The following is a 25,951-nucleotide window of genomic DNA, read 5'->3' as shown; positions in this document are numbered from 1 at the left end:
TAGTACAACAGATTCCTGTTTATTTGATTACTCATCCACAACCAGGATTATTAGGTTCAGGTACCTATTTACGGCAACAGCTTTCACTTATTGGTTAAATTATAAATTCAGATATATTTAATATTGAAAGCAATGAAAATCTATTTTATTTATATGATGGCTGGATTTTATAATAATCTTATGGATTTTTAAGAATAAATTTAAAGAATATACATTATGATTTGTAAAATTAATGTGTGAAATTTTTATCTTTATAATTCACATTGAAAACAGGATATGAAATTTCAATTTAAGATCTTAATTCTATAAAATTGAATAATAATGAAGTTGATAATTTTCCCATATAATTTATATGGTTACGATTTTTTCTGGTAAATCATGAATATTATATGTAAATAAAAGGTGGGTAATTTATTAAAGCGCATTTTCTGTCAAGATTTACTGGTAATAAGCATACGTCTCCATGAATTTAAACTATTTTACTGTCTATAATCAATCTTCCTGTGCGCTGCTTAATCTCCCTAGATTGAATTTATTATCGGCAATATTTTAACCAAGTTTTATGATTATTTGGATGTAATATCAGAATAAATTATTATGTGATTATCAACGCCTAAATAGGTGGTATTAAAAGATCGACATGACATTTGACAATGAGATTTATATTCACAATATTTATGTAACTGATTGATTTGTTTTAGATGAAAACGGATATTTTGTTATGTTGTTTTTTTACATTTAAATACTTTTAAGTTATTGAAATTTTAATTGTTTTGTTTTCTCTTTTTATACTTTATAATCTGCAAAAATTTTTTATTTAGAACAGTACTGGATAGAAATGAAAACGATAGAAGTTGATGAAGACCTTTACCGCTATATTGCCAGCCATACACAACATATTGGTGAAAGTGCATCTGATATTTTGCGGCGAATGCTGAAATTTAACGCCGAGCAGCCAGTACAAAATGCGCAGCCTATCAGCGCGGTGGAGAAAGCGCCAGTAGCCCGCCAGCGTGATTCTGTTCGTGTGATACGAGAATTGTTGCTTTCAGATGACTATTCTGACAAGAAAAAATCTGTTGAGCGCTTTATGTTGATCTTATCTACGTTATACAGCTTGAATAGTGAAAGCTTTTCCCGGACGACTGATGCGATGCACGGTCGTACCCGTGTTTATTTTGCTGGTGATGAACAGACATTGCTCGCCAGCGGTAAACAAACTAAACCTCGCCACATTCCGGGCACACCTTTTTGGGTAATTACTAACACCAATACTGACCGTAAGCGTAGTATGGTTGAGCAAATTATGCAGGATATGAAATTCACCGCCAATTTTATCGACAAAGTGTGTGGCACAATTTAACTGATTAAGGCTGTGCTGGCAGACAAAGTACAGCGCAGCTCTTGTCCAGGGGAGATTTAAAGTGGTAAATCATCCGCGTGCGGGGCAGATTGCCCTCCAAAGTGATCTGATAAATGTAGCGCAGCTTACATCGCAGTATTACACCTTACATCCTCAGCCGGAAAACTCAGAGCATAAGGTTAAATTCGGTACATCCGGTCATCGTGGTAGCTCTCAGCGTCACAGCTTTAATGAAGCGCATATTCTGGCAATTACTCAGGCTGTTGCGGAAGTTCGCAAGCAGAGAGGAATCAACGGCCCTTGTTATGTGGGGAAAGATACCCATGCTTTATCGGAAGCGGCATTTATTTCCGTATTGGAAGTCTTAACGGCTAACAGCGTGAATGTGATTGTGCAGGAAAATAATGGGTTTACGCCAACACCTGCGATTTCTCATGCCATCCTTTGTTATAACCGATTGGGGAAAGCATTGGCTGATGGGATTGTGATTACCCCTTCCCATAATCCACCGGAAGACGGCGGGATTAAATATAATCCGCCTGATGGCGGCCCCGCAGATACGGATTTGACAGCAATTATAGAACGTCGTGCCAATGAGTTGCTGGCAGAAGGTTTGAGAGGTGTTAAGCGTTTGCCGTTTGTTCAGGTATTGAACAGCGAATATTTGCATCAGCAGGATTTAGTCGAACCGTATGTTAGCGCGTTGGGTGATGTGGTTGATATGGCTGCTATCCAGCGGGCCGGGTTGAAAATCGGTATTGATCCTTTAGGGGGCTCTGGCATTGCGTTTTGGCAGCGTATCGGCGAGCGCTACAATTTGGATCTGACATTGGTTAATGATCAAATCGATCAAACATTCCGGTTTATGCACTTGGATCATGATGGCGTCATTCGTATGGATTGCTCGTCCCCTTGGGCAATGGCGGGTTTGTTAGCCATGCGCGATAAGTTTGATTTGGCTTTTGCCAACGATCCTGATTATGACCGCCACGGTATTGTCACCCCTGCCGGTTTGATGAATCCGAACCATTATCTGGCGACCGCGATAAATTACCTATTCCGCCATCGTCCGCAATGGTCAGAAAGTGTTGCGATAGGTAAGACATTGGTATCCAGCGCCATGATTGATCGGGTCGTCGCGGATCTTGGCCGTAAATTGGTGGAAGTACCCGTAGGTTTCAAGTGGTTTGTTGATGGGTTACATAAAGGTGAGCTAGGCTTTGGCGGAGAGGAGAGTGCGGGTGCTTCTTTCTTACGTTTTGATGGAACGCCGTGGTCTACAGATAAGGATGGGATTATCTTGTGTTTGCTGGCGGCGGAAATGACCGCAGTAACAGGGGAAAATCCGCAGCAGCATTACAATAAGTTGGCAGCCCGCTTCGGTACACCAAGTTACAGCCGTATTCAGGCGCCGGCAACTTATCAACAGAAAGCATTATTAGCCAAATTATCGCCAGAAATGGTGAAAGCGGATAAGCTTGCTGGTGATTCAATCACAGCTCGGTTGACAAAAGCTTCTGGTAACGGAGCGTCAATCGGCGGTTTAAAAGTGATAACGGAAAATGGCTGGTTTGCTGCTCGCCCATCGGGGACAGAAGAAGCCTACAAAATTTATTGTGAAAGTCTCCTTGGCCCTGAGCACCGGCAGAAGATTGAGCAGGAAGCACTGGATATCGTTAACCAAGTTTTTGCCGCTGGTTGATCTTTTTGGCCGATTAAAAAGAATCCGCAATAGTGATAACGGCTTTTGCGGATTTTTTATTTTTCAGCCTAGAGCAACCATTAATGCACCGGCAGCAATTAATACAACACCGCCTGCGGCCATCAGTGATATTTTTTCACCAAATAGGATAACGGCCAAGATGACAGCAAACACGACACTGAGTTTATCAATCGGGGCAACCTGAGAAACATTGCCGTTTCTAATTGCCAGAAAGTAAAACAACCATGACAACGCCCCCGCCACACCGCTTAAAACGATAAAAAGCAGCGCCTTGCGGTTTACCAGTATTTCACTAACCAGATTTAATTTTCCCTGCACTACAACCACGCCGACAAGAAACAACGCCATAATGACTGCGCGTATTGCTGTTGCTGTATTGGCATCGAGATTTTGCAAACCGATTTTCCCGAAGATAGCGACTAAAGCGGCAGTAAACGCTGATAATAAGGCATAAATAAGCCAGGTACCCATCGCGAATAAATCCTGTTGTTAGTATCAAATGAATGGAGATGATAAGACAATTCTCTTTGTGTGAATATACCATTACTCTCATTAAGGAAATTAAAGAATAAACTCATTACTAATCCCAATTTTAGTTAGTGAATATTTTGTGCCTGTGAAATAGTTTCCAGTTTTAATCTCAGATGGCTTCATATAAATCTATAAATAATAATTATCCCTACCGGAGTTTAGCTATTAAACTAAAATATAGTTTTATTTATATGTTTCACTTTGAACATAATATTACAGTTTATTTTGGGGTTAGATTAAGTTGCGTTTCTCAGTTGATTAATGACTATTTGAATAGATAAATATTGAACTGAAAGGTTTTTATCTGAGATTAAGGGCCCTTTTTACCTGTGTTTTTGCCTGTTAAAGTGCAGGGTACTTATGTCATTATGTTGCTCATTAACATCACCAGCATTTGCTCTACGTTTAACATGTAACAAAAATGTCATATTCTGTTTGCAATTAACATCTGTTTTGATAATATATTAAAGATAAATTATATACCATTGGGTTTGCTTTATCGTACAGATCATCCTAGTGCTTTCCTCTACATTTTATTTTTTGTAGGGGCGAGTGGGTTTTATGTGATTCCATAAATATCTCAAATGATTGGTTTAAAAGATATCAATATAAATAATATAAGAACATAGCAATGAAAAATTTTTCTCTTAATAATTATACATCCATACCGGCATGTATATGGGGTCTATTCCTGGGGACTTTTGTAACAAGATCAACATCAATGATGGTATGGCCTTTTATATCCATCATATTATATACAAAGTTCAATTTTACTGCATCGATGATTGGATTAGTTCTCTCTTTATCCATTGCGATTTCATCAATATTAAGTTTTTATGCAGGTTACTTCTCTGATAAAGTCGGCCGGGCTAAGATAATTGTCATTGGATGTCTTATATCTTCATTGGCATATTTAATATTATGGTTATCTGAACATCAGTCTGGTTTTATTATTGGCACTTTATTAGCGAATATTTCTTGGGCGCTTGTAAATAACCCAATAAAAGCAGTTATTGGTGATATTATTGAGGAAAAGCAGGTAAGAGAGAATGCCATGTACTTAAGGTATTTATTTCTAAATGCGGGAGCGGTAGTTGGACCTTATTTAGGAATAAAATTAAGTCTGGATATTAATTCTATTTCTTTTCTGATTGTTTCGGTATCCTATGTGATTTTTATGATCCCTGTTTATCTATTTGGTAAGAAAATAAAAATAAACTTAACAAATAATGATGATTTTAAAGGAACGATAAAGGTTTTATTGAATGATCGTGTGTTTTTAATGCTGGTCATAAATAATATTCTCATGATGTTTATTTTTGGTCATTTTGATTCAACTTTGCCACAGTTAATTACTTCATTAGGGTTTAATGGGTATGCTGAATTTATTGCTTCGCTTATTATGTTACATGCGATAACCATCGTTGTTATGCAGTTACCGTTTTCCATGTTAACGCAAAAAATGGAGTTAGAAACTAAAATAAATATAGGGTCTGTATTACTCATTTTATCTGAATTAATGTTCTTTATTTCATTCAAGTATTATGATGTTTATTTATTGTGGTATATAGCCGCGTTTACCATGAGTATCAGTCAAACTATTTTGTTTCCATGTGTGAATGTTTTTATCGATCGTTTGGCGCCAAATGATTTACGTGGCGCATATTTTGGTGCAGCGTCACTTTATAGTATTGGTTTTTCTATCTCTCCATTGGTTGGTGGCGCTATTATCCAATTATTTGATGGTGGAGTATTATTTCAATTATTAGCTATATTAAGTGTGTTGATGTTGGTAATTTTCTGTCGGATGTTTAAACTAAGGGATAAACATGAAATTAATATTAGAAGAAGTCTCAAATCTTAGACCAACTGAATTACATTGTCCTGTTCGTGTTGAGCAATTAATAGAGAAAGTTAAACTTGAGGGTTTTTGGACTCAACCAATCTGGATTGATGAAGCAACGAATGTAGTTATTGATGGTCATCATAGGCTTGAATTAGCCAAAACACTAAAATTAAGTTGTATTCCTTGTTTGGCATTTGATTATGAGAAGGAATTGTTGGTTTATTCCCGCAATGAGGATAAAACAATTAATCACAGTGATGTTATTAAGGCGGGTTTGGATGGGCAACCTCTTGGTTATAAACAGACTCGTCATGAGTTTGCCGGGAATGTTATGGAAACACAAATTTCGTTAAAAATGTTAGGGTTTGTCAATGAATAAGCAGTTTTATGATGTAGTAATGTGTGGTGCGGGGCCTGCAAATATTTCATTAATCCCGGATTTATTAAAAGATGAAGCCATAAATAATTGTCTGATTTTAGAAAAAACAGAAATGGTTGGTTCTGGTTCATTAAAGAAATATAAGATTACCGCGAACTCTTTAGGTAGTGTATTTTTAGAGAAATTTGACGGCTGTGATGATGAATTGAGTCAATATATAAGATCAACATCGGAGTGGGAATATTTTAGCGCCAATAAAGATAAGCCAGTTGAATTGAGGTTTGTCGGCCAATATTTGGAGAGAGTTGCACACTTTATTCAGGAAAACAAATATGGTGATCGGTTTGGTGTTTTGACTGGTGCGGAAGTAAAAAAGATTAAGCAGAATGAAGATGGTAACTACGATATAACTTATCATAAAAATAATGAAGATTATATTGTATCAGCGCGGAAAGTATTGTTTAATATCGGTGGAAGTCCAAATAAATCCAGATTATTACATAATAGCAAAAATATTACATCAGGTGATTTCATTAAAGGTTTTTATGATGAGATCATTAATAGCGGCAGTGTAAGAAATATATCAATATTGGGTTCGTCACATAGTTCTGTTTCTTGTTTGATTAGGCTTATAGAACAATTAAAATTTGCAGGAAAAATAAATGTTTTTGTGAATAAAGATTTCAAGTTGTTTTTTGATTCACCTTTAAGTGCAGAATCTTATGGTTATGACTTCACGCAGGAAGATATTTGTCCTTTAAGTGGTCGGGTTAATCGATATTCAGGTCTGAGATATGATTCTTTTGCTTTTGCACAAGAAATTAAAGAAAGAAAATATAAAAATATTTCTATCTTGAATATTTCAGAAATTTCTGATGATGAAATTATTAAACTCATTAACTGTGATGATTTGCTTATTCATTGTACCGGGTATCATTCTAAACTTGTTGAAATAGTTAATGAAAATAATATTCCTATTGAATTTAAGAGTGATAGATATGGTTTGCTAACTAATGAAAAATTAAATCCTATATCAACTTCTGGTGAAGCACTCAATGATTTTCACACATTCGGTCTGGGATCTGGTGTAAAGACTGGCGGTGAAAATGGTGGAGAGGCAAGTTTTCATGGAAGAATTGACGGGGTTTGGGTATATCAGCATGTTATATATGACATCGTATTTAATTGATATTTAATTCAATATCAATTTTATATTATTAACGGACTACATTTTAGGTTAATTCCTATTTAACAATAAAAATAACCTTTTAACATCTATTTAAAATAATCAATTAATACTGACTATGAATATAAAAACCGTAATACTTCTCTGTGCCGGAAGAGGCAGTAGATTATCAACTAGAACAGCAAATAAACCAAAACCTTTGGTAGAAACAAATCAGATATCATTTATCGATAATGCGCTAAGGAATATCGAATCTGTCGGTATTGAAAAAGTTATTATTGTGGTGGGTTATAAGAGCGATGTTTTAATGTCTCATATTAAACAAAACGCATATAACTTGCATATTGAATTTGTTAATAGTGATAAGTGGGAATCGACGAATAATATCTATTCTTTATATCTCGCTAGAAATTGGATTAAGCAGGATACCCTGATTCTTGAAGGCGATATCTTCTTTACTAAGAAATGCTTAGAAAGTGTCATGTTAAAAGCGGGAGATCTTAATGTACTTGTTTCTCCTCTTAGCCCAAATATGGAAGGAACTTATGCAAAAGTCGATAATGATAATATCATTGCGCTAAATTCCACGAAAGATAGCAACTATCAGGTTGAAGAAGGTCAATATAAGACGGTAAATATTTATAATATTTGCACCGCTAATTTTGCTGAATATGTTGTTAAAGAGCTAGAAAGTTACGTTAATAGCGGATCGACTGGGTTATATTATGAAGATATATTTAAACAGTGTTTACTGAATAATGTCGCTGAATTTAAAGCCAGTATTGTTGATAATTCTCAATGGTATGAAGTAGATAATACTTATGATCTTGCTATTTGTGATTTCATTTCAAGTAATAATAAATTAGACCTTGTGCAAAACAGACACGGTGGTTACTGGCGTTACCCCATTATTGACTTTGGTTTAATTTATAATTTCAACTTTCCACCTAAGAAATTGAAAGATGAAATAAAGAATAATTTTGATGAAATATTGTTAAATTATCCTGGCGGGAATCGTTTAGTCGAGCATGCTTTATCTGAATTTATTGGGATAGAGAGAACGCAATTATGTATTTCAAATGGTGCTGCTGAGATAATTAAACGGCTTCCTGATGTTTATACAGGAAAAGTATTAGTCACTGTACCTTCATTTAATGAATATGCTAATTGCTTTGGAAAAGCAAGAGCGATATATAGTTATACCAAAGAGCATCAGCATTTTGAGATAGATATTGAAGAAGTATTAACTTTGGTAAAGGAAGAGCAACCAAGTGTGGTTGTTATTGAATCACCTAATAACCCGACAGGTAAATTGACACCTATTGATAGCCTGTTATATTTGGCTGACGAATTGTTGACATTAAATATCGACTTAGTTGTTGATGAATCTTTCTTAGATTTCTCTAAAATGCGTGATGACACAATGTTAAAGCATTTAGATAACTATAAGAATTTATCTGTTATCCGAAGCATGAGTAAAACCTTCGGGATTGGTGGTATTCGTATAGGATATATTGCCACGGCAAATCAAGAATTACTTAGTAAAATAAGAGCCGTGTTGCCAATTTGGAATATTAATGGTTTTGCCGAAGAGTTTCTATTAAGACTGCCTCAATATAGAGAGAGCTATAAATTAAGCTGTGAAAAAGTGATTAGTGATACGTTAAAATTACAGCAGGAATTAAACTCAATAGAGGGTATTACTGCATTTGAGACAGACTCTAATTTTGTTTACTGTAAATTGCACATTTCTGATGCAAATACTATTTCACGGTTACTTTTAGATATTCACGGGCTATATGTAAAAGAGTGTTCTGGTAAAGGAAATGTAGACTCTGATCTCTATTTACGTATTTCTTGCAGAACACAAAGCGATAATGAAGTTTTAATAAATGCATTACGTACAATTATGCAATGGCAAATAAACATTAATGACATGAAGTCGATTAAAGAAGTTAAAGAGGTTTGCGAATGAATAATCCCAAAACAGTGGTAATTTGTGGTAAAGGAGAATTGGCAATTTTCATTTGTCAATATTTCTTAAATCATAAAGGCTATAAAATATCGCACGTGGTGGCAGATAAATTCGAACCTGTAAGCACTGATCAGACGTTAATTGATTTCTGTTATCAAAATAATATTTCTGTTATTGAAGATAATAAGGTTGAAAATCTACCAGGTTATGAAAGTGGTGATTTCACTTGCGATTTATGTTTTGTTGTATTTCATAAGCGGATATTGCCTTTAAAATTCATTAATTCGTGTAAGAAAATATTAAATATCCATTTGTCTTATTTGCCTAAATATCGAGGCGTAAGACCGGTTAATTGGGCTTTGAAAAACGGAGATCAGTCTCATGGTGTGACGATCCATGAAATCAACGAAGGTATTGATGCCGGGCCGATTGTCAATCAGATCTCATTTTCTATTTACCCTGAATTTGAAGAGGTCATCGAGACTTATACAAGGGCTATTAGCTATGCCAGACAATTATTCCTTGACACGATGCCAATATTGGAAAAAATAACACCAAGACCTCAGATTGATTCAGAGGCAACAATTTATTATGAAAAGGATAATCATAGTCTGGAAGAGCGGATGACATTTACCAAGCAGGCATCGCTCGAATTACTTAATAAAGCTTAGATAATATACCCTATGGATTTCAAGTTGCATCGCGACGGCAAGGGAGCGAATCCCCGGGAGCATAGATAACTATGTGACCGGGGTGAGTGAGTGCAGCCAACAAAGAGGCAGCTTGAAAGATGACGGGTATAACTAAATACTGGAACGCTCTATGTATAATCTCATTGCCACAGATCTCGATGGGACGCTTCTACTTCAAGGAGATACAATTGGTAAGTTTACCCGCAAGGTGCTTACTGATTTATCAAGTATGGGAAAGCAAATCGTATTTGCAACGGGTAGACATCATGCTGATGTAAATTCCATTATTGGTGATTTTGATATCCCTGTGCATTTGATTACGTCGAATGGCGCTAGATTAACCAGTGCTTGTAAGAACCTGGATATTAGCCAACATTTACCAAGTCACGTAGTAAAAAGAGTGATTGAAGCAACTCAGGCGGATAATGACTTAGTGATCAATATGTATTGTGGTTCTCAATGGCTAACCAGTGAAGTAAAGCATAATTTTAGCGATTTTAGTCAGAATGATAATTTCAATCCAATATTCAAGCATGTTGATGAAATGCCTTGTGATGCGGTTGAAAAAGTTTTTTTCATTCATAAGAGTAGAGATCATGATGCATTGATTAAATTAGAACGTCATTTAATTGATCTCTTTTCTGATAATGTCAATGTTGCTTTTTCATTCCCTTGGTGTCTGGAGGTAATGGGTCGTGGTGTTTCGAAGGGGCAAGCTTTAATTCAACTCGCCGGGTTTCTTGGTATCCCAATTGATAAAACGATTGCGTTTGGTGATGGTATGAATGATGTGGAAATGCTTTCAACCGTCGCTAAAGGGGTCATAATGGGAACGGCGCATAATAGGGTGAAACAAGCTCTTCCGGGTGCCGATATTATTGGTTCTTGCTGTGAAGAATCTGTCGCCCATTATTTATCTGAAAATATGTGTCAGGCGAGTAGCGGTATCTTGTAACTGTCTGAGCTGAGTTTCTTTAAAATAAGGCTGTTAATTGCCTGAGGTTCGAGCAACGTTTTTATTTGAAATGTTATTCGTAGTCAGCCTCAGGCATTAAGGCATAAATCGATAACCAATACCGGTTTCAGTCAATAAATGTTTTGGTCTGGTTGGGTCGGTTTCCAATTTTTGTCGTAAATGCCCCATATAAATCCGTAAATAATGATTGTGTTCAACATAATTAGGGCCCCAAACTTGGTTGAGTAATTGGCGTTGGGTGAGTACTTTGCCGCTATTTGCTAATAATTCGCCTAGCAACCGGAATTCAATCGGGGTGAGATGCAGTTCTTCATCATTTTTGGTGATTCGGCGGTTAACCAGATCGACAACTACATCAGAAAAATGGACGATCGATTCTTCTTTATTAGTTCTGGCAAAACGACGTAAGGCAACCCGGACTCTTGCTAATAGTTCACTGATGCCAAAAGGTTTACTCAGATAGTCATCAGCGCCGACATCCAATGCCGCAACTTTATCCGCTTCTTTATCACGGGCAGAGAGAACAATAATGGGAATTGAACTCCATTGGCGCAAGTCACGGATCAGATTAATGCCGTCACCATCCGGCAAGCCCAGATCAAGAATAATTAAATCAGGCTTACGAGTTCCCGCTTCAATCAGGCCCCGTTTTAGCGTATCACTGTCAAATACGCGATAGCCTTCACCTTCCAACGCTAGCCGGACAAAGCGTCGGATCTCTTTTTCATCTTCAATAATCAAAATGGTGTTATTGCTAGTAATAATCACATCTCCTCAGTGAGCTCTTCAATTTCTGGTGGTTTTTCTAACGGTAAAACAAAGTGAAAACTTGCTCCACCTTTTTCGTTATTGGCCGCCCAAATCTTTCCTTGGTGGAGTTCAATGATTGCCCGGCAAATCGCTAATCCAAGGCCCACGCCCGGAATTGCAGATTCTTTACGAGCGCGGGAAAATTTATCGAAAATTAACTGTTCTTGTTCCGGCGGAATGCCTTTACCTGCATCCCAAACTTCAATATGAATTTGATTTTTTTCTGTTATCGCTTTAATGCCCAGTGGTGTTTGTTCATCGGTATATTTGATCGCGTTTTCCAACAGGTTGATAAATACCCGCTCCAATAAACTGGCATCGCAATGCAACAGTAAATCGGATGGCAGGGAAACCGCGACTGGGTGACGATTGAGCGCATATTCCAGCGAACGTAAGGTACTGCCGACGATCTCTTCCAGCGATTGCCATTCCAGATTGAGCTGAATTCCTCCCGATTGGATACGGGCCATATCCAGTAAGTTATTAACCAAACGGGAAGTGCTAAGAATTTGTTGGCGGATCTGATTCACCTGTTTGGTGTGTGGCGAGCCTTCAGCAGATAAATCCAGCATCAGGATTTCCGCTTGTCCGAACAGAACTGTCAGCGGTGTGCGTAGATCATGGGATAAAGCTGCCAGAAGCGAGTTACGTAACTGCTCCCGCTCTGTATCCAGTTTAGCGGATTCTGCCCGGCGCGAGAGTTGCAATCTTTCCAGTGCATTGGCGATCAGGCCGGTGAATGTTTGCAATAATCGCTGTTGTTCAGGGATCAGTAACTGGCGCAAATAGGATGGCTCAATAGCTAATACAGCCAGCGTCTGTGAAGGTGTGGCGATAGGCTGTAGTTGGTAAGGCACACTGGGTAGAGTATCTGTTCCCGCCCCGGCCGGCAGATTTTTATCAAAACTCCATTTTGCAATAGCGTCATCAATCAGCATATGGCCGCCATTATTTGTCGTTAGTTGATATAAGTTGCCATCCTTATTGGGTAAAAAGAGGCCAGTTTTAGCCTGAAAACCATTAGTAAGAAAATGGTAACTGGTGCGGGCAATATCTTCTTCATTCAGCGCTCGGCTTAGTTCACGGGTCATTTCATAGAGATTGCGGGTTCGTTGTTCGCGGTAACGGGCAATTCGCGCCTGATATCTCATTCCCGCTGTTAGGTTTCCGACGACGACACCCACTATCAACATAACAGTGAAGGTCAGCAGGTACTGCATATCGGTGACGGCAAGGGACCAGTGAGGCTGTACAAAGAAGATATCGAAACTAATGACATTAATAAAAGCGGCAAATATTGATGGTCGGCGTCCGTAAAATAGCGCAATGATGACGACGCCAAGCAGATAAAGCGTGACAAGATTGGCTTTATCAAGGGTCAACAAGAATGTTCGGGAGAACAAGGTGATCAGTGTGCAGAGCGCAATGGCGATCAGACAGCCTTGAACCTGTGCTCGCCATTTTTCACTGACAGAGCGGTTGTCCTGCTCTTTATCTGATTGTCTGCGTTCTTCTAATGCGACAATGACCAGATCTAAATCTGGCCCCAGTTTTCCCAGCCGGTCAGCAAAACTTGGGCGCCATTGCCAGCCAAATAGCTTCTGTTTGGATGTACAGCGACGGCCTATCAGAATTTTGCCAAGGTTATGTTCTCTGGCATAACGTAATACCGCTTTCTCTTTGTTTGAATCGGAAAGTGTCGCGGTTTCAGCGCCCAATTCATGGGCTAATCTGAGCGCTTTTAAAATAGTGCGTCGTTTACCTTCGGGCAATTGGTATAGTTTTGGGGTTTCAACATAGATTGCATGCCAGATACAGCCTAATCGGGCCGCAAGGCGAGCGGCAGTGCGGATGAGTTTTTCGTTACCAGAGCTGTTACCAATGCATAGCAAAAGATTATCACGGGTATGCCAAACCGGTTCATGTCCTTGTGTGTCGCGGAAAGCCCGCATTTGATCATCAACGCGATCGGCTGTACGGCGTAAGGCCAGTTCCCGTAATGCAATCAAATTACCTTTGCGAAAAAAATGTTCAATAGCACGTTCAGCCTGGCTAGGGATATAGACTTTACCTTCATTGAGTCGCTGGCGCAGATCATCTGGGGGCAAATCAACCAGGACAATTTCATTCGCCTGATCAAAGATATGATCCGGGATGGTTTCCCTGACCCGGATACCCGTAATATCGCCTACAACATCATTGAGGCTTTCTAGATGCTGAACGTTGATGGTAGTCAGTACATCTATGCCAGCCTCAAGCAACTCTTCAACGTCTTGCCAGCGTTTGGGATGACGGCTGGTGTGGGGATTACTGAATGCCAACTCATCCATCAAGATCATGGCTGGATGGCGGGCAATGGCGGCATCAAGATCAAAGACAGTGATTCTTCGCCGCCGGTAGTGGATCTGTTTAAGCGGCAGTTGTGGCAGACCAGCAAGTAAAGCGGCAGTTCCTTGCCGCTCATGAGTTTCTACTACGCCGATAACCACATCCAGCCCTTGAGCACGCAATCTCTGCGCTTCCTGTAACATGGCATAGGTTTTTCCCACGCCAGCGCAGGCACCGAAAAATATTTTTAATTTACCGCGCTGTTTCTCATTAACCAGTGTCAGTAATTCGTCAGGGTCAGGGCGCTGTGGTTCGTGTTGATCCATATTCCAGCCTTACTGTTTTTTCTTTTGCAAATTATCAAGGGCAAAATTAAGTTTTAACACATTAATCACTGGCTCACCGAGGAATTCCGATGGCGGCGGCTCAATATTATCCCTGATTACTTGTTTTATCACGTTAACCGGTAAACGGCGCGCCTCAGCGACCCTCTGGGCTTGAAAGTCAGCGGCTGCGGGTGAAATGTGGGGATCAAGGCCGCTAGCAGATGCAGTTACCAGATCAACCGGCACAGGAATGTCTGGTTGGCGGTTAAATTGACGCAGTTGCTCAACTCTGCGTTTGATTTCATCATTTAATATCGGGTTGGAGGCCGCTAAATCGCTGCCGCCAGAGGACATCGTATTATAGGGATAATCTACGGTAGCAGAAGGGCGCCCCTGAAAATAGATCGCTTTAGTGAACGGTTGACCAATCAGTTCAGAGCCAACGGTTTGACCATCATGTTTTACCATAGAGCCTTGTGCTTGATAAGGAAACAGCAACTCTGATAAACCAGTCGCCAGCAATGGATAAGCTACGCCGGTAATCAGTGTCAGAAATATCAACAACACAACAGAAGAACGTAACCAAATCATTTTCATCACCTTTATTTAAGTATCAGCAAAGTCAGCAACATATCTATCAGTTTGATGCCGATGAAAGGCGCTATCAGACCACCCAAACCGTAAATCCACAGGTTGCGGCGTAAAAGCGACAAGGCATTCATTGGCCGGTAGCTCACGCCTTTTAACGCCAATGGGATCAAGAAAATAATGATCAGTGCGTTAAAGATAACTGTCGATAAAACCGCCGAGGAGGGAGAGTGCAGATGCATGATATTCAAGATATTTAATTGCGGATAAGTGACAGCAAACGCCGCTGGGATAATGGCAAAATATTTTGCTATATCATTGGCAATACTGAATGTGGTCAGAGAACCACGTGTCATCAACATCTGTTTACCAATGTGGACGACTTCAATCAGTTTGGTTGGGTTGGAATCCAGATCCACCATATTGCCGGCTTCTTTGGCTGCCTGAGTGCCTGAATTCATGGCAACAGCAACATCGGCCTGAGCAAGCGCAGGGGCATCATTAGTGCCATCGCCTGTCATGGCGACCAGACGACCTTCGGATTGATATTGGCGGATCAGCGCTAGTTTGGCTTCGGGGGTAGCTTCCGCCAGAAAATCATCGACTCCGGCTTCTGCGGCAATTGCAGCCGCGGTCAGACGGTTATCGCCGGTAATCATAACGGTTTTGATTCCCATACGGCGCATTTCACTGAACCGTTCTTTAATGCCGCCTTTGACAATATCTTTCAGTGCGACAACCCCAAGGACTTGCTGATTTTCTGCGACAACCAGCGGGGTACCCCCTTTACGTGCTACTGTCTGTACCAAAATTTCCACTGCTTCTGGGAATTTTCCGTGATTGACTTCAATGTGGCGGCGGATGGCATCGACTGCGCCTTTGCGGATCATACGATTTTCCACATTAACGCCGCTCATTCGAGTCATGGCGGAGAAAGGCACAAAAGTCGCGTTCAGTGATCGCAAATCCCGTTCACGCAGATTGAATCGCTGTTTTGCCAGAATGACAATGCTGCGGCCTTCTGGCGTTTCATCGGCTAAAGAAGAGAGTTGAGCGGCATCTGCCAACTGTTGTTCCGTTATGCCGGGAACAGGTAAAAATTGGGATGCCTGACGATTTCCCAAGGTGATGGTACCGGTTTTATCCAGTAGCAACACGTCCACATCACCCGCTGCTTCAACGGCTCGTCCGCTGGTGGCAATAACATTCGCGCCTAGCATGCGGCTCATGCCTGCGACACCAATTGCAGAAAGTAGACCACCAATTGTGGTAGGAATAAGACAGACTAATAACGCTATCAATACCGTGATGGTGATAGGTTGACCCGATTGGTTAGCTTCCACGCTGAATATTGAAAATGGCAGTAGGGTGACACACACCAATAGAAAAATGATTGTCAGAGCCGTCAACAGGATAGTCAGTGCGATTTCGTTGGGGGTTTTACGACGTTTAGCTCCTTCCACCATTGAAATCATGCGATCAAGAAAAGTTTCGCCGGGATTAACTGAACATTCGACCACCAGCCAGTCAGATAGTACATGGGTGCCGCCAGTCACAGAGGAAAAGTCACCACCAGATTCGCGGATAACTGGGGCAGATTCTCCGGTGATTGCACTTTCGTCAACAGAAGCGCCGCCTTCGATAACTTCACCATCGCAAGGGATGGTTTCACCGGCTTCAATAATGACGATATCCCCTTTGCGCAGGCTGTCAGAAGGGACTTTCTCTCTGACTGCATTACGATTGGCTGAGGTGAGTTTAGTCGCCCAACTGGTTTTCCTTACCCCTTTGAGACTGGCTGCTTGAGCTTTGCTTCTGCCTTCTGCCAGTGCTTCGGCAAAGTTAGCGAATAGCACAGTAAACCACAGCCATAAGGCAATGCTGCCGGTGAATAACGCATTTCCCTTGAATTGACCCGCTAACATGGCGATCCATAAAATGGTGGTTAATCCACTGCCTAGATAGACGACAAACATCACTGGGTTACGCCATTGTGCGGCCGGATGACATTTTTTTACTGAATCAATCAGGGCATTACGAATTAAAGCGGGCTCGAATAATGTCTGTTGCTTGTTTGTCATGATATTCCTCTCTTTGGCGCTTATCGGGCCATTAGCCAGATTTGTAAATGTTCAATTACCGGGCCAAGGATTAGAGCCGGAATAAAAGTCAACGCACCGATTAGCATGATGGTCAAAATCAATAGACTGATAAACAGTGGGCTGTAGGTGGGGAGTGTACCGTTGCTGGCAGGCTGGCGTTTTTTTACGGCCAAAGAACCGGCAATAGCAAGTACTGGCAGGATTATGCCAAAGCGACCTAAAAATAGGATGATGGCTAGCAACAGGTTGTAGAACATACTGTTGGCACTGAGGCCCGAGAAAGCACTGCCATTATTGTTGGCCGCGGAGGAGAGGGCATAGAGCACTTCACTGAAACCATGAGCGCCAGGATTCAAAATACCTGCCCGCCCACTGGCGGTGGATATGGCAAGCGCTGTTCCTAAAAGAGCCAGCGTAGGGGGAACCAGAATCGCCAGCGCCACCATTTTTATTTCGAATACTTCGATTTTTTTACCGAGATATTCAGGCGCACGGCCTATCATTAAACCGGCGATAAAAACGGTCAGCAGAACGAACAGTAACATACCGTATAAACCAGAACCTACACCGCCAAACACCACTTCGCCAATTTGTATCAACCACATTGGGATCATGCCGCCAAGCGCAGTGAAAGAATCATGCATAGCATTGACTGCTCCACAGGAAGCGGCGGTTGTTACTACCGCATAAATTGAGGTTGCGAGGATGCCAAAGCGATTCTCTTTACCTTCCATATTGATATTACTGTTGGCGCCTAACAGACTGAAATGGGGATTTCCTTTCAATTCGGCATACATGACGCCTACGGCGGCAATGACAAAGATGATGCTCATTACCCATAATAGAGCGTGCCCTTGACGGTTATCGCCAACCACTTGCCCAAAAGCAAAACAGAGTGCGCAAGGGATCAAGAAGATAGACAGTATTTGAATGAAATTGCTGATAGCGGTTGGATTTTCAAAGGGGTGTGATGAGTTAGCGCCAAAGAATCCACCACCATTGGTTCCCAATAATTTGATAGCTTCCTGCGAGGCGACGGGTCCCATCGGGATTAATTGCTGTTGGCCTTCAATGGTATGGGTTAATTGATATGGTTCGAAATTCTGAATCACGCCCTGACTGACAAAAACTAGCGCGATAATCATAGACAGCGGTAACAGCAGATAAAGTGTGATACGTGTGATATCAACCCAGGCATTTCCTACGGTTTTGACGCCATGACGGGAAAATGCGCGTATCAGCGCAAATGCTACTGCAATACCGGTCGCCGCAGAAAGAAAGTTCTGCACGGTTAGACCTGTCATTTGGCTAAAGTAACTTAGTGTGTTTTCTCCACTGTATGCCTGCCAATCAGTATTGGTGATAAAGCTGACGGCTGTATTCAGCGCCAAGTCCCATTTGAGTCCTGGGAAATGTTCAGGATTAAGGGGAAGGGCTTGTTGTGTGACTAAAAGCGTGAATAGCAGTAATAATCCAGTCAGATTAAAAATAATGATGGCTAATGCGTATTGCCACCAGTTCATTTCTTTGATTATGCCGCCGGGTTTCTGTAAGCCACAGCAACGCCAAAGGCCAGATTCTGCTTTAGTCAACCCGTGTGGAATATTACCGTCGATCATGTTGGCGATAACATTTCCAAGTGGTTTTGCCAGTACCATCAAAATCAGCAAGAAACTGGCGATCAATAAGAAAGCGGATGCTGCCATTTAAAAATCCTCCGCATGGAGTAGCGCATAAATCAGATAAATCAGTAACAGGACTACTAATAACGCGCCGGAAATGAAGAATATGCTCACTGCTTATCTCCTGAAAACTTGGATGAATAAAGATTAGGGAAGGAGATGCAAAGAAGCTGATAAAAGAGTGAGGGGATGTGTAAAAAAAGTATAAAAATGATAATAGATGAGGTTAAGCAGAGCCGCCGTCACAAGTTACTCGGCTTAGTACTACTGTCGTATTTCTCTTTTTCAGCAGAAGATACATTTATAGGAAAGTTTAATATTATGATAAAAGATTTAAGTACTGTTGAGTATTAATATGATTATTAGCATTTAGCAAAAAATACTTAATTAATCTATGGCTTTTTTTCGGGAAAAATAAGCCATAGATTTTCGTCAATTTAAAGAGTTGACTATTTATTCAAATGTTGTATTTGAGTCTATTGCCTGATAGAAGCCATTTTCGACATGCATTGGCGTAATTATATTGGTATCTTTCAATATTGGTTTATTGTTAAAGAAAACAGATAATTTTTTTCCTACGTTTTGCTTTATAAGGAGATTAAATGGTTTGCTGCAATGAGAGTTGTTTTTCACTTTGATGAAAATGGAATAGTAATTATCCCCTTTTTTCGGGGTGATTTCCTCTATACATAATGGAGTCAAATGAAAAATTTCGCCATTTGCTTTATAGTCAATAGAAAAAAATGTTTTTTGGAGATGCAACCTGAAATATTTGTTATTAATATCAATAATATAACAGTTAATATCTTCATCTTTCCTCCTATTACCTGTTATAGTTAATTCACAATCATTCTGAGAAAATAGTATGCTTCAAAAGCTTACATCATTTTTCCGTGCTCATATAATAATTATCAATAAAAATTTTCTATTAGCAATCTCCGCTTCTATTTCTAGAATCAGAAGGGTATTTTCACATGCCTATATCGTTATCCGTAAGCATTTTTTTATTTTTTCCAATAGGATTATCTATTGAGTCCAATCCATTCTCTGAGCAAATGAGCAAATGAGCAAAGTGGAACCGATGATGACAGGAATATGAGTAAGGATTACGAAAAAATTAACGCTTATTGCTATTAATAACATTTTCACTGATCGTTAATAAAATGTTCATAATTTGTTTGTAATATTACATCTTTACTCTATTTTGTGTAATAAAATTACATAAAATAGAAAATATAGCGATAATAACGTCTTAAAAGTGGTCAGATAAGTGGTAAATTTTCATTTTTTGCGATAAAATTTTAAGCAATTTACAGATTGATTATTTTTAAGATTCTACGAAAAAGTGGGATCATTTTAAGGAGGACTAATATGTCTTCATATCGTGAATATCCTTGGTATCAAGTTCTTTTACGCCGTATTGGCGCTGTCACTTTCGGTATCTTGGCATTACCGGTGATGTTGTTTCGTCGTGATCGCGTCCGTTTTTACAGTTATTTGTATCGCATATGGGTAAAAACCAGCGATAAACCCGTATGGTTAAAACAGTCAGAGCAGGTTATGGCGGTCAGAAGTAGCTGACAACTGACAATTGGAGGCAGGTAACGGTATATTATTGCCATACAATCAATACACAGGACGAATATGATGCGTAATATTGAGCTGGAAAATGTGATTAACCGAGAACTGAAAATTAACGAGTTTCAGGATTACGCCCCCAATGGTTTACAAGTTGAAGGGCGTGCTCATATTCAGCGGGTTGTTACTGGCGTTACTGCTTGTCAGGCTTTATTAGATGAAGCGGTTCGTCATCAGGCTGATGCCATTATCGTTCATCATGGCTATTTTTGGAAAAATGAGCCAACAGTGATTCGTGGTATGAAACGTAATCGCCTGAAAACGCTGCTCTGTAATGATATAAATTTATATGGTTATCATCTGCCCCTTGATGCTCATCCATCACTGGGAAATAACGTGCAATTGGCTCATCAGATCGGCGCCAAAGTTGTTGGATTAATTGATGCATTCGTGCCGCATGGGGAATTTGAACAGCCGATAACACCGTTTGAGTTAACTTCACGTATTGAACAGGCTCTTGGTCGCAAAGCGTTTCATGTCGGTGACAATGCACCTGTGGAGATTCGTACCCTTGTTTGGTGTACCGGTGGTGGTCAGAGTTTTATTCAACAGGCGGCTGAATTTGGTGTTGATGCTTTCATTACCGGTGAAGTGTCAGAGCAGACGGTTCATATCGCCCGTGAAATGGGGCTGCATTTTTATGCTGCGGGTCATCATGCCACTGAACGTTATGGTATTAAAGCGCTGGGTGAATGGTTGGCTGATAATCATGGGCTGGATGTTACTTTTATCGATATTCCAAATCCGGCTTGATCACGTTTTCCTAAGGCGGAAATAAACGAAGCCCACTAACCGTGGGCTTCAAAGCTTTTGACAGACTTTTCATAATTAACGTTTTTTTGTCAATAACGTTATTCTATCCGATTCATAGAACTGTGAATTTTGATCCTGGTGATCTCGCTACACACGCAAATAGAGGCTACGTTTGATAATTTAGAGAGCAAGTCGCTAGTACCTACTCTTGGATAACGAGCATACACAAGGAAGGTGATGAGATCAATTTCTACGATGCTTTAAACCTTACGGGTATGGCATCAAATTTCACCGAATAATCTTTCCAATTAAATAAAGCCCTAACTATTAAGCTAGAGCTTCGCCCTTATCGTAATCGAATTTTATTATTATTTTTCAAGCTGGCTTTCGAAATCACGTTTTGTGTAGCCGGTATAGAGTTGACGTGGGCGAGCGATTTTCACGCCGGCGTCATGCATTTCGTTCCAGTGAGCGATCCAGCCGATAGTACGGGCAATGGCGAAAATAACAGTGAACATGGTGGATGGAATACCCATTGCTTTCAGGATAATGCCCGAGTAGAAATCCACGTTCGGATACAGTTTCTTCTCAATAAAATAGGGGTCGTGTAGAGCAATACGTTCGAGCTCCATAGCAACTTCCAGCAGGCTGTCATTCAGGCCGAGTTCATCTAGCACTTCATGGCAGGTTTCACGCATGACGGTTGCGCGAGGATCGTAGTTTTTGTAAACACGATGACCAAATCCCATCAGACGGAAAGCATCATTCTTATCTTTGGCTCGTTTAATAAATTCCGGAATATGTTCAACTGACTGAATTTCTTCCAGCATACGCAGACAAGCTTCGTTTGCGCCGCCATGAGCAGGTCCCCAGAGAGAAGCGATACCTGCGGCAATGCAGGCAAATGGGTTGGCGCCGGAGGAACCTGCGGTACGTACTGTTGAGGTAGACGCGTTTTGCTCATGGTCCGCATGCAGGATTAAAATGCGATCCATAGCACGTTCCAGTACTGGGTTCACTTTATATTCTTCGCATGGTGTGGAGAACATCATGTGCAGGAAGTTGCCTGCGTAGGAGAGGTCATTACGTGGGTAAACAAATGGTTGACCAATAGAGTATTTGTAGCACATGGCGGCCACTGTCGGCATTTTTGACAGCAGGCGATATGCGGTAATGTCACGGTGACGTGGATTGTTCACATCCAGAGCATCATGATAGAAAGCAGCCAATGCGCCGGTAACGCCGCATAGTACTGCCATCGGGTGTGAATCACGGCGAAAGCCATTGAACAGGCGGTGGATCTGTTCATGGATCATGGTGTGACGGGTAACGGTTTTTTTAAATTTATCAAACTGCTCTTGTGTTGGTGTTTCACCATACAGCAGGATATAGCAGACTTCCAGATAAGTAGATTTTGTCGCTAGCTGGTCGATAGGGAAGCCACGGTGCAGCAATACACCTTCGTCACCATCAATGTAGGTGATCTTGGATTCGCAAGATGCCGTAGAAGTAAAACCAGGGTCGTAGGTATAGAAACCTTGGGAGCCGAGAGTACGAACGTCGATGACTTTAGACCCAAGGGTCGGTGTGAGCACGTCCAATTCAATAGCAACTGAACCGTCTGGGGTTAGAGTTGCTTTGTTATCTGCCATTACAGTCTCCTTAGCGCTTTCATTTTTATAACTCTTAACAACCACAGCAGAAAGACACCGTAATAGAGTCTATCTTATCAGGCTATTTTATCGACTATTCTTTGTCATCAAGAACAGGCTTGGACGGTGCTCTGACAAAAGCGATCACTTTTGAATGCACTTTGGCGTGGCCCGCGCCGGTGAGCGATTTGTGGGAGAATCGCCTTTTACAGACTGTGTGCATACTCCGGTTGCTGTGCAATCTGTGTTCCCAATTTATTGACAAGAATGGTCTATACCTATGATGCCTGGTGGAATAGGTTCTTATACTGTGTCCCCTGACACTGTACTACCAGGGAAAAGCTGAAATCAGGCCAATATCACATTTAAGGCTGAAATTTCACCCTGGACGACAATGGTTTTCAGGTTGTTAGCGAATTTTTGAGAGTTATGTTTTATGCATTGACTACAAAAATGATTATGATTCGTGCGGACTACACAGTTACATAACTTTAGCTTTGCTTGAGGTCTTTCCTCTTATCAAAAATCAATCTCAAAAGTGTTTTCAACCATATATGTAAGATAAATGTTTAAAGTTTGTCAAACAAGATAATTAATTTTGTGCAATATGTTTGAATCGTGATCTTAATCACTGTTCAGTGGAAATGTAGCTAATCATATTGTGTTGGAATTGTAATAATAATGTGAAGCACATATACTGCCGCCAGGTCTCCGGATTACCCTGCTGTAGGAGCACCCAGCGTAACTAAACCACAACATTTTTTAACATGAAGGATCTATCGTCTGATTGAATGTTGTGTCTTTGTATCCTCTTATCGCTGTCTGATTTCCGCCCAGGTCCGGAGGAAGGAAAATAATAAAAGAGCTGTGTGGGCAAAATTGTGAAAAAACAAAGACCTGTCAACCTTGATTTGCAGACGATACACTTTCCAGTCTCTGCAATAGCCTCGATCTTGCACCGTGTCTCTGGCGTCATTACTTTCGTAGCAGTAGGAATTCTCCTCTGGTTGTTAGGAATGTCTCTCTCCTCGCAAGAAGGGTTTCAGCAAGCCGCCGATATTATGACGGGATTTTTCGCTAAGTTTATTGTGTGGGGCATTCTGACCGCACTGGCTTACCATATCTGTGGCGGTATCCGTCATATGTTGATGGATTTCGGCTACTTGGAAGAAAACTTAGCGGTCGGTAGTCTCTCTGCCAAAGCGGCAATCGGGATTGCTGTTATTCTGTCGATTCTGGCTGGAGTACTGGTATGGTAAGTAACGCATCTGCATTGGGTCGCACGGGTATCCATGATTGGCTATTATTGCGCGCGTCCGCAATGATTATTGTTTTATATGTTCTTTATATGTTGGGCTTCGTCGTGACAACGTCGGAGATCACTTATGAAGTCTGGCGGGGTTTCTTCGCTTCATCCATCACTAAAGTCTTCACTGTGCTGGCGCTGTTTTCCATTCTGGCTCACGCCTGGATTGGTATGTGGCAAGTACTAACTGACTATGTAAAGCCGTTGGCGCTGCGTTTAATGTTGCAATTGGCGATTATCGTTGCACTGATGGCTTACTTGATTTACGGAACAATTGTGGTGTGGGGTGTATAGATGAAACTGCCAGTAAGAGAGTTTGATGCAGTCGTTATTGGTGCAGGCGGCGCTGGCATGCGCGCGGCACTACAGATTTCACAAATGGGATTATCCTGTGCTTTGATTTCCAAAGTATTCCCAACCCGTTCTCATACTGTATCCGCGCAGGGGGGGATCACCGTTGCGTTGGGTAACTCCCATGACGATAACTGGGAATGGCACATGTATGATACGGTGAAAGGTTCCGATTATATCGGTGACCAGGATGCGATTGAGTACATGTGTAAAACCGGTCCCGAGGCCATTCTGGAACTGGAACACATGGGGTTGCCATTTTCACGCTTAGATGATGGCCGTATTTATCAACGTCCATTCGGCGGCCAGTCAAAAAACTTTGGTGGTGAACAGGCGGCACGTACCGCCGCGGCGGCAGACCGTACCGGTCATGCCCTGTTGCATACGCTGTATCAGCAGAACTTAAAAAATCACACCACTATTTTTTCTGAATGGTATTCATTGGATCTGGTTAAAAATCAGGATGGCACTATTGTTGGTTGTACTGCGATCTGTATTGAAACCGGTGAAGTGGTTTATTTCAAAGCGAAAGCAACTATTCTGGCAACGGGTGGCGCAGGTCGTATTTATCAATCAACAACTAACGCTCACATTAACACTGGTGATGGCGTCGGTATGGCGCTGCGTGCGGGTGTACCTGTACAGGATATGGAAATGTGGCAATTCCATCCAACCGGTATTGCCGGTGCGGGTGTTCTGGTAACAGAAGGCTGCCGTGGCGAAGGCGGTTATTTGTTGAATAAAGACGGCGAACGCTTTATGGAGCGTTATGCGCCAAATGCTAAAGATCTGGCTGGTCGCGATGTAGTAGCGCGTTCCATCATGATCGAAATCCGCGAAGGTCGTGGTTGTGATGGTCCTTGGGGGCCTCATGCTAAGCTGAAACTGGATCATTTGGGCAAAGAGGTGCTGGAATCTCGTCTACCGGGTATTCTTGAATTATCCCGTACTTTCGCCCACGTTGATCCGGTAAAAGAACCTATCCCGGTTATTCCAACTTGCCACTATATGATGGGGGGAATCCCAACTAAAGTTACCGGTCAGGCGCTGATGGTTAACGCAAAAGGTGAAGATGTGGTTATTCCGGGCCTGTTTGCTGTCGGTGAGATTGCCTGTGTATCGGTTCACGGCGCAAACCGTTTGGGGGGTAACTCTTTGCTGGATTTGGTGGTGTTTGGCCGTTCTGCCGGTTTGCATCTGAAAGAATCGCTGATGGAGCAAGGTACTAGCCGCGAAGCCAGTGAATCTGATATTGAAGTATCCCTGCAACGTCTGAACCGTTGGAATAGTACGCGTACTGGTGAAGATCCGGTTAAAATTCGTAAAGATTTGCAAGCGTGCATGCAGAACAACTTCTCTGTATTCCGTGAAGGTGATGCAATGGCGAAAGGGCTGGAAGAACTTAAAGTTATCCGTGAACGCCTGAAAAATGCACGTTTGGATGATACTTCCTCAGAGTTCAATACTCAGAGAATTGAGTGTCTGGAGCTTGATAACCTGATGGAAACGGCATTTTCTACGGCTGTCGCTGCTAATTTCCGTACTGAGAGTCGTGGTGCTCATAGCCGTTTCGACTACCCGGATCGTGATGATGCGAACTGGTTATGCCACACCCTCTATCTACCGCAAACTGAAACTATGACGCGTCGTAATGTCAACATGCAGCCAAAACTGCGTGAAGCATTCCCGCCGAAAGCGCGTACTTACTAATGAGTTGCTGATGATCCAGTTGCGGAGGAATAGA

Annotated in this window: 22 protein-coding genes; 14 read left to right on the top strand and 8 right to left on the bottom strand. The window is 41.2% G+C overall.

All coding sequences use genetic code 11. The features are described from left to right. From V2H77_RS10815 to pgm, 3 genes are all read left to right on the top strand, one after another. Positions 1-98 (top strand): glucokinase (locus V2H77_RS10815; protein WP_341498782.1); only part of this gene is annotated, 98 nt, incomplete at its 5' end. Positions 99-838: 740 nt separating this feature from the next. Continuing rightward, positions 839-1,363, top strand: a complete 525-nt coding sequence (gene seqA / locus V2H77_RS10810) for a replication initiation negative regulator SeqA (protein WP_341498780.1) — start codon at positions 839-841, stop codon at positions 1,361-1,363. A gap of 61 nt (positions 1,364-1,424) precedes the next feature. After that, the gene (pgm, locus tag V2H77_RS10805; RefSeq protein WP_341498779.1) at positions 1,425-3,065 is read left to right on the top strand and encodes a phosphoglucomutase (alpha-D-glucose-1,6-bisphosphate-dependent); all 1,641 of its coding nucleotides are present in this window, start codon (positions 1,425-1,427) and stop codon (positions 3,063-3,065) included. A 63-nt stretch (positions 3,066-3,128) separates the two neighbouring features. Here pgm and V2H77_RS10800 read toward each other — a convergent pair whose 3' ends face one another. After that, positions 3,129-3,557 (bottom strand): EamA family transporter, encoded by a 429-nt coding sequence (locus V2H77_RS10800; RefSeq protein WP_341498778.1) that lies wholly within the window; start codon positions 3,555-3,557, stop codon positions 3,129-3,131. A gap of 691 nt (positions 3,558-4,248) precedes the next feature. Between V2H77_RS10800 and V2H77_RS10795 the strand changes: the two genes are divergently transcribed. From V2H77_RS10795 to V2H77_RS10770, 6 genes are all read left to right on the top strand, one after another. After that, positions 4,249-5,481, top strand: a complete 1,233-nt coding sequence (locus V2H77_RS10795) for an MFS transporter (RefSeq protein ID WP_341498777.1) — start codon at positions 4,249-4,251, stop codon at positions 5,479-5,481. Next, positions 5,447-5,842, top strand: a complete 396-nt coding sequence (locus V2H77_RS10790) for a ParB N-terminal domain-containing protein (protein ID WP_341498776.1) — start codon at positions 5,447-5,449, stop codon at positions 5,840-5,842. Before V2H77_RS10795 ends, V2H77_RS10790 begins: the two co-directional genes overlap by 35 nt. After that, entirely contained in the window at positions 5,835-7,031 is a 1,197-nt protein-coding gene (locus tag V2H77_RS10785; protein ID WP_341498775.1) for a hypothetical protein, read from the top strand. The genes V2H77_RS10790 and V2H77_RS10785 overlap by 8 nt, the downstream gene beginning before the upstream one ends. 115 nt (positions 7,032-7,146) lie before the next feature. Next, on the top strand, positions 7,147-9,003 hold the full coding sequence (locus tag V2H77_RS10780) for an aminotransferase class I/II-fold pyridoxal phosphate-dependent enzyme (RefSeq protein ID WP_341498774.1): 1,857 nt from the start codon (positions 7,147-7,149) through the stop codon (positions 9,001-9,003). Next, positions 9,000-9,674 (top strand): formyltransferase family protein, encoded by a 675-nt coding sequence (locus V2H77_RS10775; protein WP_341498773.1) that lies wholly within the window; start codon positions 9,000-9,002, stop codon positions 9,672-9,674. Before V2H77_RS10780 ends, V2H77_RS10775 begins: the two co-directional genes overlap by 4 nt. 151 nt (positions 9,675-9,825) lie before the next feature. Then, positions 9,826-10,650 (top strand): Cof-type HAD-IIB family hydrolase, encoded by an 825-nt coding sequence (locus V2H77_RS10770; RefSeq protein WP_341498772.1) that lies wholly within the window; start codon positions 9,826-9,828, stop codon positions 10,648-10,650. Between the two features lie 96 nt (positions 10,651-10,746). Here V2H77_RS10770 and kdpE read toward each other — a convergent pair whose 3' ends face one another. Genes kdpE through kdpF form a run of 6 tightly spaced genes read right to left on the bottom strand, consistent with a single transcriptional unit; the run spans position 10,747 to position 18,621 of the window. After that, a complete protein-coding gene (gene kdpE / locus V2H77_RS10765; RefSeq protein ID WP_341498771.1) occupies positions 10,747-11,439 on the bottom strand; it encodes a two-component system response regulator KdpE in 693 nt (230 codons plus the stop codon). After that, positions 11,436-14,135: a two-component system sensor histidine kinase KdpD gene (kdpD, locus tag V2H77_RS10760; protein WP_341498770.1), complete on the bottom strand. Its 2,700-nt coding sequence runs from the start codon at positions 14,133-14,135 to the stop codon at positions 11,436-11,438. Before kdpD ends, kdpE begins: the two co-directional genes overlap by 4 nt. Before the next feature lie 9 nt (positions 14,136-14,144). Continuing rightward, complete coding sequence (gene kdpC, locus V2H77_RS10755) at positions 14,145-14,726, bottom strand: potassium-transporting ATPase subunit KdpC (protein ID WP_341498769.1); 582 nt, start codon at positions 14,724-14,726, stop codon at positions 14,145-14,147. 11 nt (positions 14,727-14,737) lie between these two features. After that, the gene (kdpB, locus tag V2H77_RS10750; protein ID WP_341498768.1) at positions 14,738-16,804 is read right to left on the bottom strand and encodes a potassium-transporting ATPase subunit KdpB; all 2,067 of its coding nucleotides are present in this window, start codon (positions 16,802-16,804) and stop codon (positions 14,738-14,740) included. A 20-nt stretch (positions 16,805-16,824) separates the two neighbouring features. Next, positions 16,825-18,531, bottom strand: a complete 1,707-nt coding sequence (kdpA, locus tag V2H77_RS10745; RefSeq protein ID WP_341498767.1) for a potassium-transporting ATPase subunit KdpA — start codon at positions 18,529-18,531, stop codon at positions 16,825-16,827. Beyond that, the gene (gene kdpF, locus V2H77_RS10740; protein WP_341498766.1) at positions 18,532-18,621 is read right to left on the bottom strand and encodes a K(+)-transporting ATPase subunit F; all 90 of its coding nucleotides are present in this window, start codon (positions 18,619-18,621) and stop codon (positions 18,532-18,534) included. It abuts the gene before it with no gap. 1,257 nt (positions 18,622-19,878) lie between these two features. Between kdpF and V2H77_RS10735 the strand changes: the two genes are divergently transcribed. Together V2H77_RS10735 and V2H77_RS10730 are read left to right on the top strand one after the other, a co-directional pair. After that, the gene (locus V2H77_RS10735) at positions 19,879-20,088 is read left to right on the top strand and encodes a YbfA family protein (protein ID WP_088372445.1); all 210 of its coding nucleotides are present in this window, start codon (positions 19,879-19,881) and stop codon (positions 20,086-20,088) included. Between the two features lie 66 nt (positions 20,089-20,154). Next, positions 20,155-20,898 carry a type 2 GTP cyclohydrolase I gene (locus V2H77_RS10730; RefSeq protein WP_341498781.1) on the top strand — a complete coding sequence of 248 codons (744 nt, stop codon included), beginning with the start codon at positions 20,155-20,157 and terminating at the stop codon, positions 20,896-20,898. Between the two features lie 368 nt (positions 20,899-21,266). Here the strand turns inward: V2H77_RS10730 and V2H77_RS10725 are convergent, their stop codons facing one another. Further along, a complete protein-coding gene (locus V2H77_RS10725; RefSeq protein WP_341498765.1) occupies positions 21,267-22,550 on the bottom strand; it encodes a citrate synthase in 1,284 nt (427 codons plus the stop codon). An 869-nt stretch (positions 22,551-23,419) separates the two neighbouring features. Here V2H77_RS10725 and sdhC point away from each other — a divergent pair. The 3 genes from sdhC to sdhA are packed head-to-tail and all read left to right on the top strand — an operon-like array spanning position 23,420 to position 25,917. Next, entirely contained in the window at positions 23,420-23,809 is a 390-nt protein-coding gene (sdhC, locus tag V2H77_RS10720) for a succinate dehydrogenase cytochrome b556 subunit (RefSeq protein WP_214069416.1), read from the top strand. Beyond that, positions 23,803-24,150 carry a succinate dehydrogenase membrane anchor subunit gene (gene sdhD, locus V2H77_RS10715; protein WP_341498764.1) on the top strand — a complete coding sequence of 116 codons (348 nt, stop codon included), beginning with the start codon at positions 23,803-23,805 and terminating at the stop codon, positions 24,148-24,150. The genes sdhC and sdhD overlap by 7 nt, the downstream gene beginning before the upstream one ends. Beyond that, positions 24,151-25,917 carry a succinate dehydrogenase flavoprotein subunit gene (sdhA, locus tag V2H77_RS10710; protein WP_341498763.1) on the top strand — a complete coding sequence of 589 codons (1,767 nt, stop codon included), beginning with the start codon at positions 24,151-24,153 and terminating at the stop codon, positions 25,915-25,917. Positions 25,918-25,951: the final 34 nt, after the last annotated feature.

Origin of the sequence: Photorhabdus sp. P32 (assembly GCF_038085095.1) — a bacterium.
Lineage (GTDB): Bacteria > Pseudomonadota > Gammaproteobacteria > Enterobacterales > Enterobacteriaceae > Photorhabdus > Photorhabdus luminescens.
Note: the sequence above shows the minus strand (reverse complement) of the source record. Positions and strands in the feature narration are given on the sequence as shown.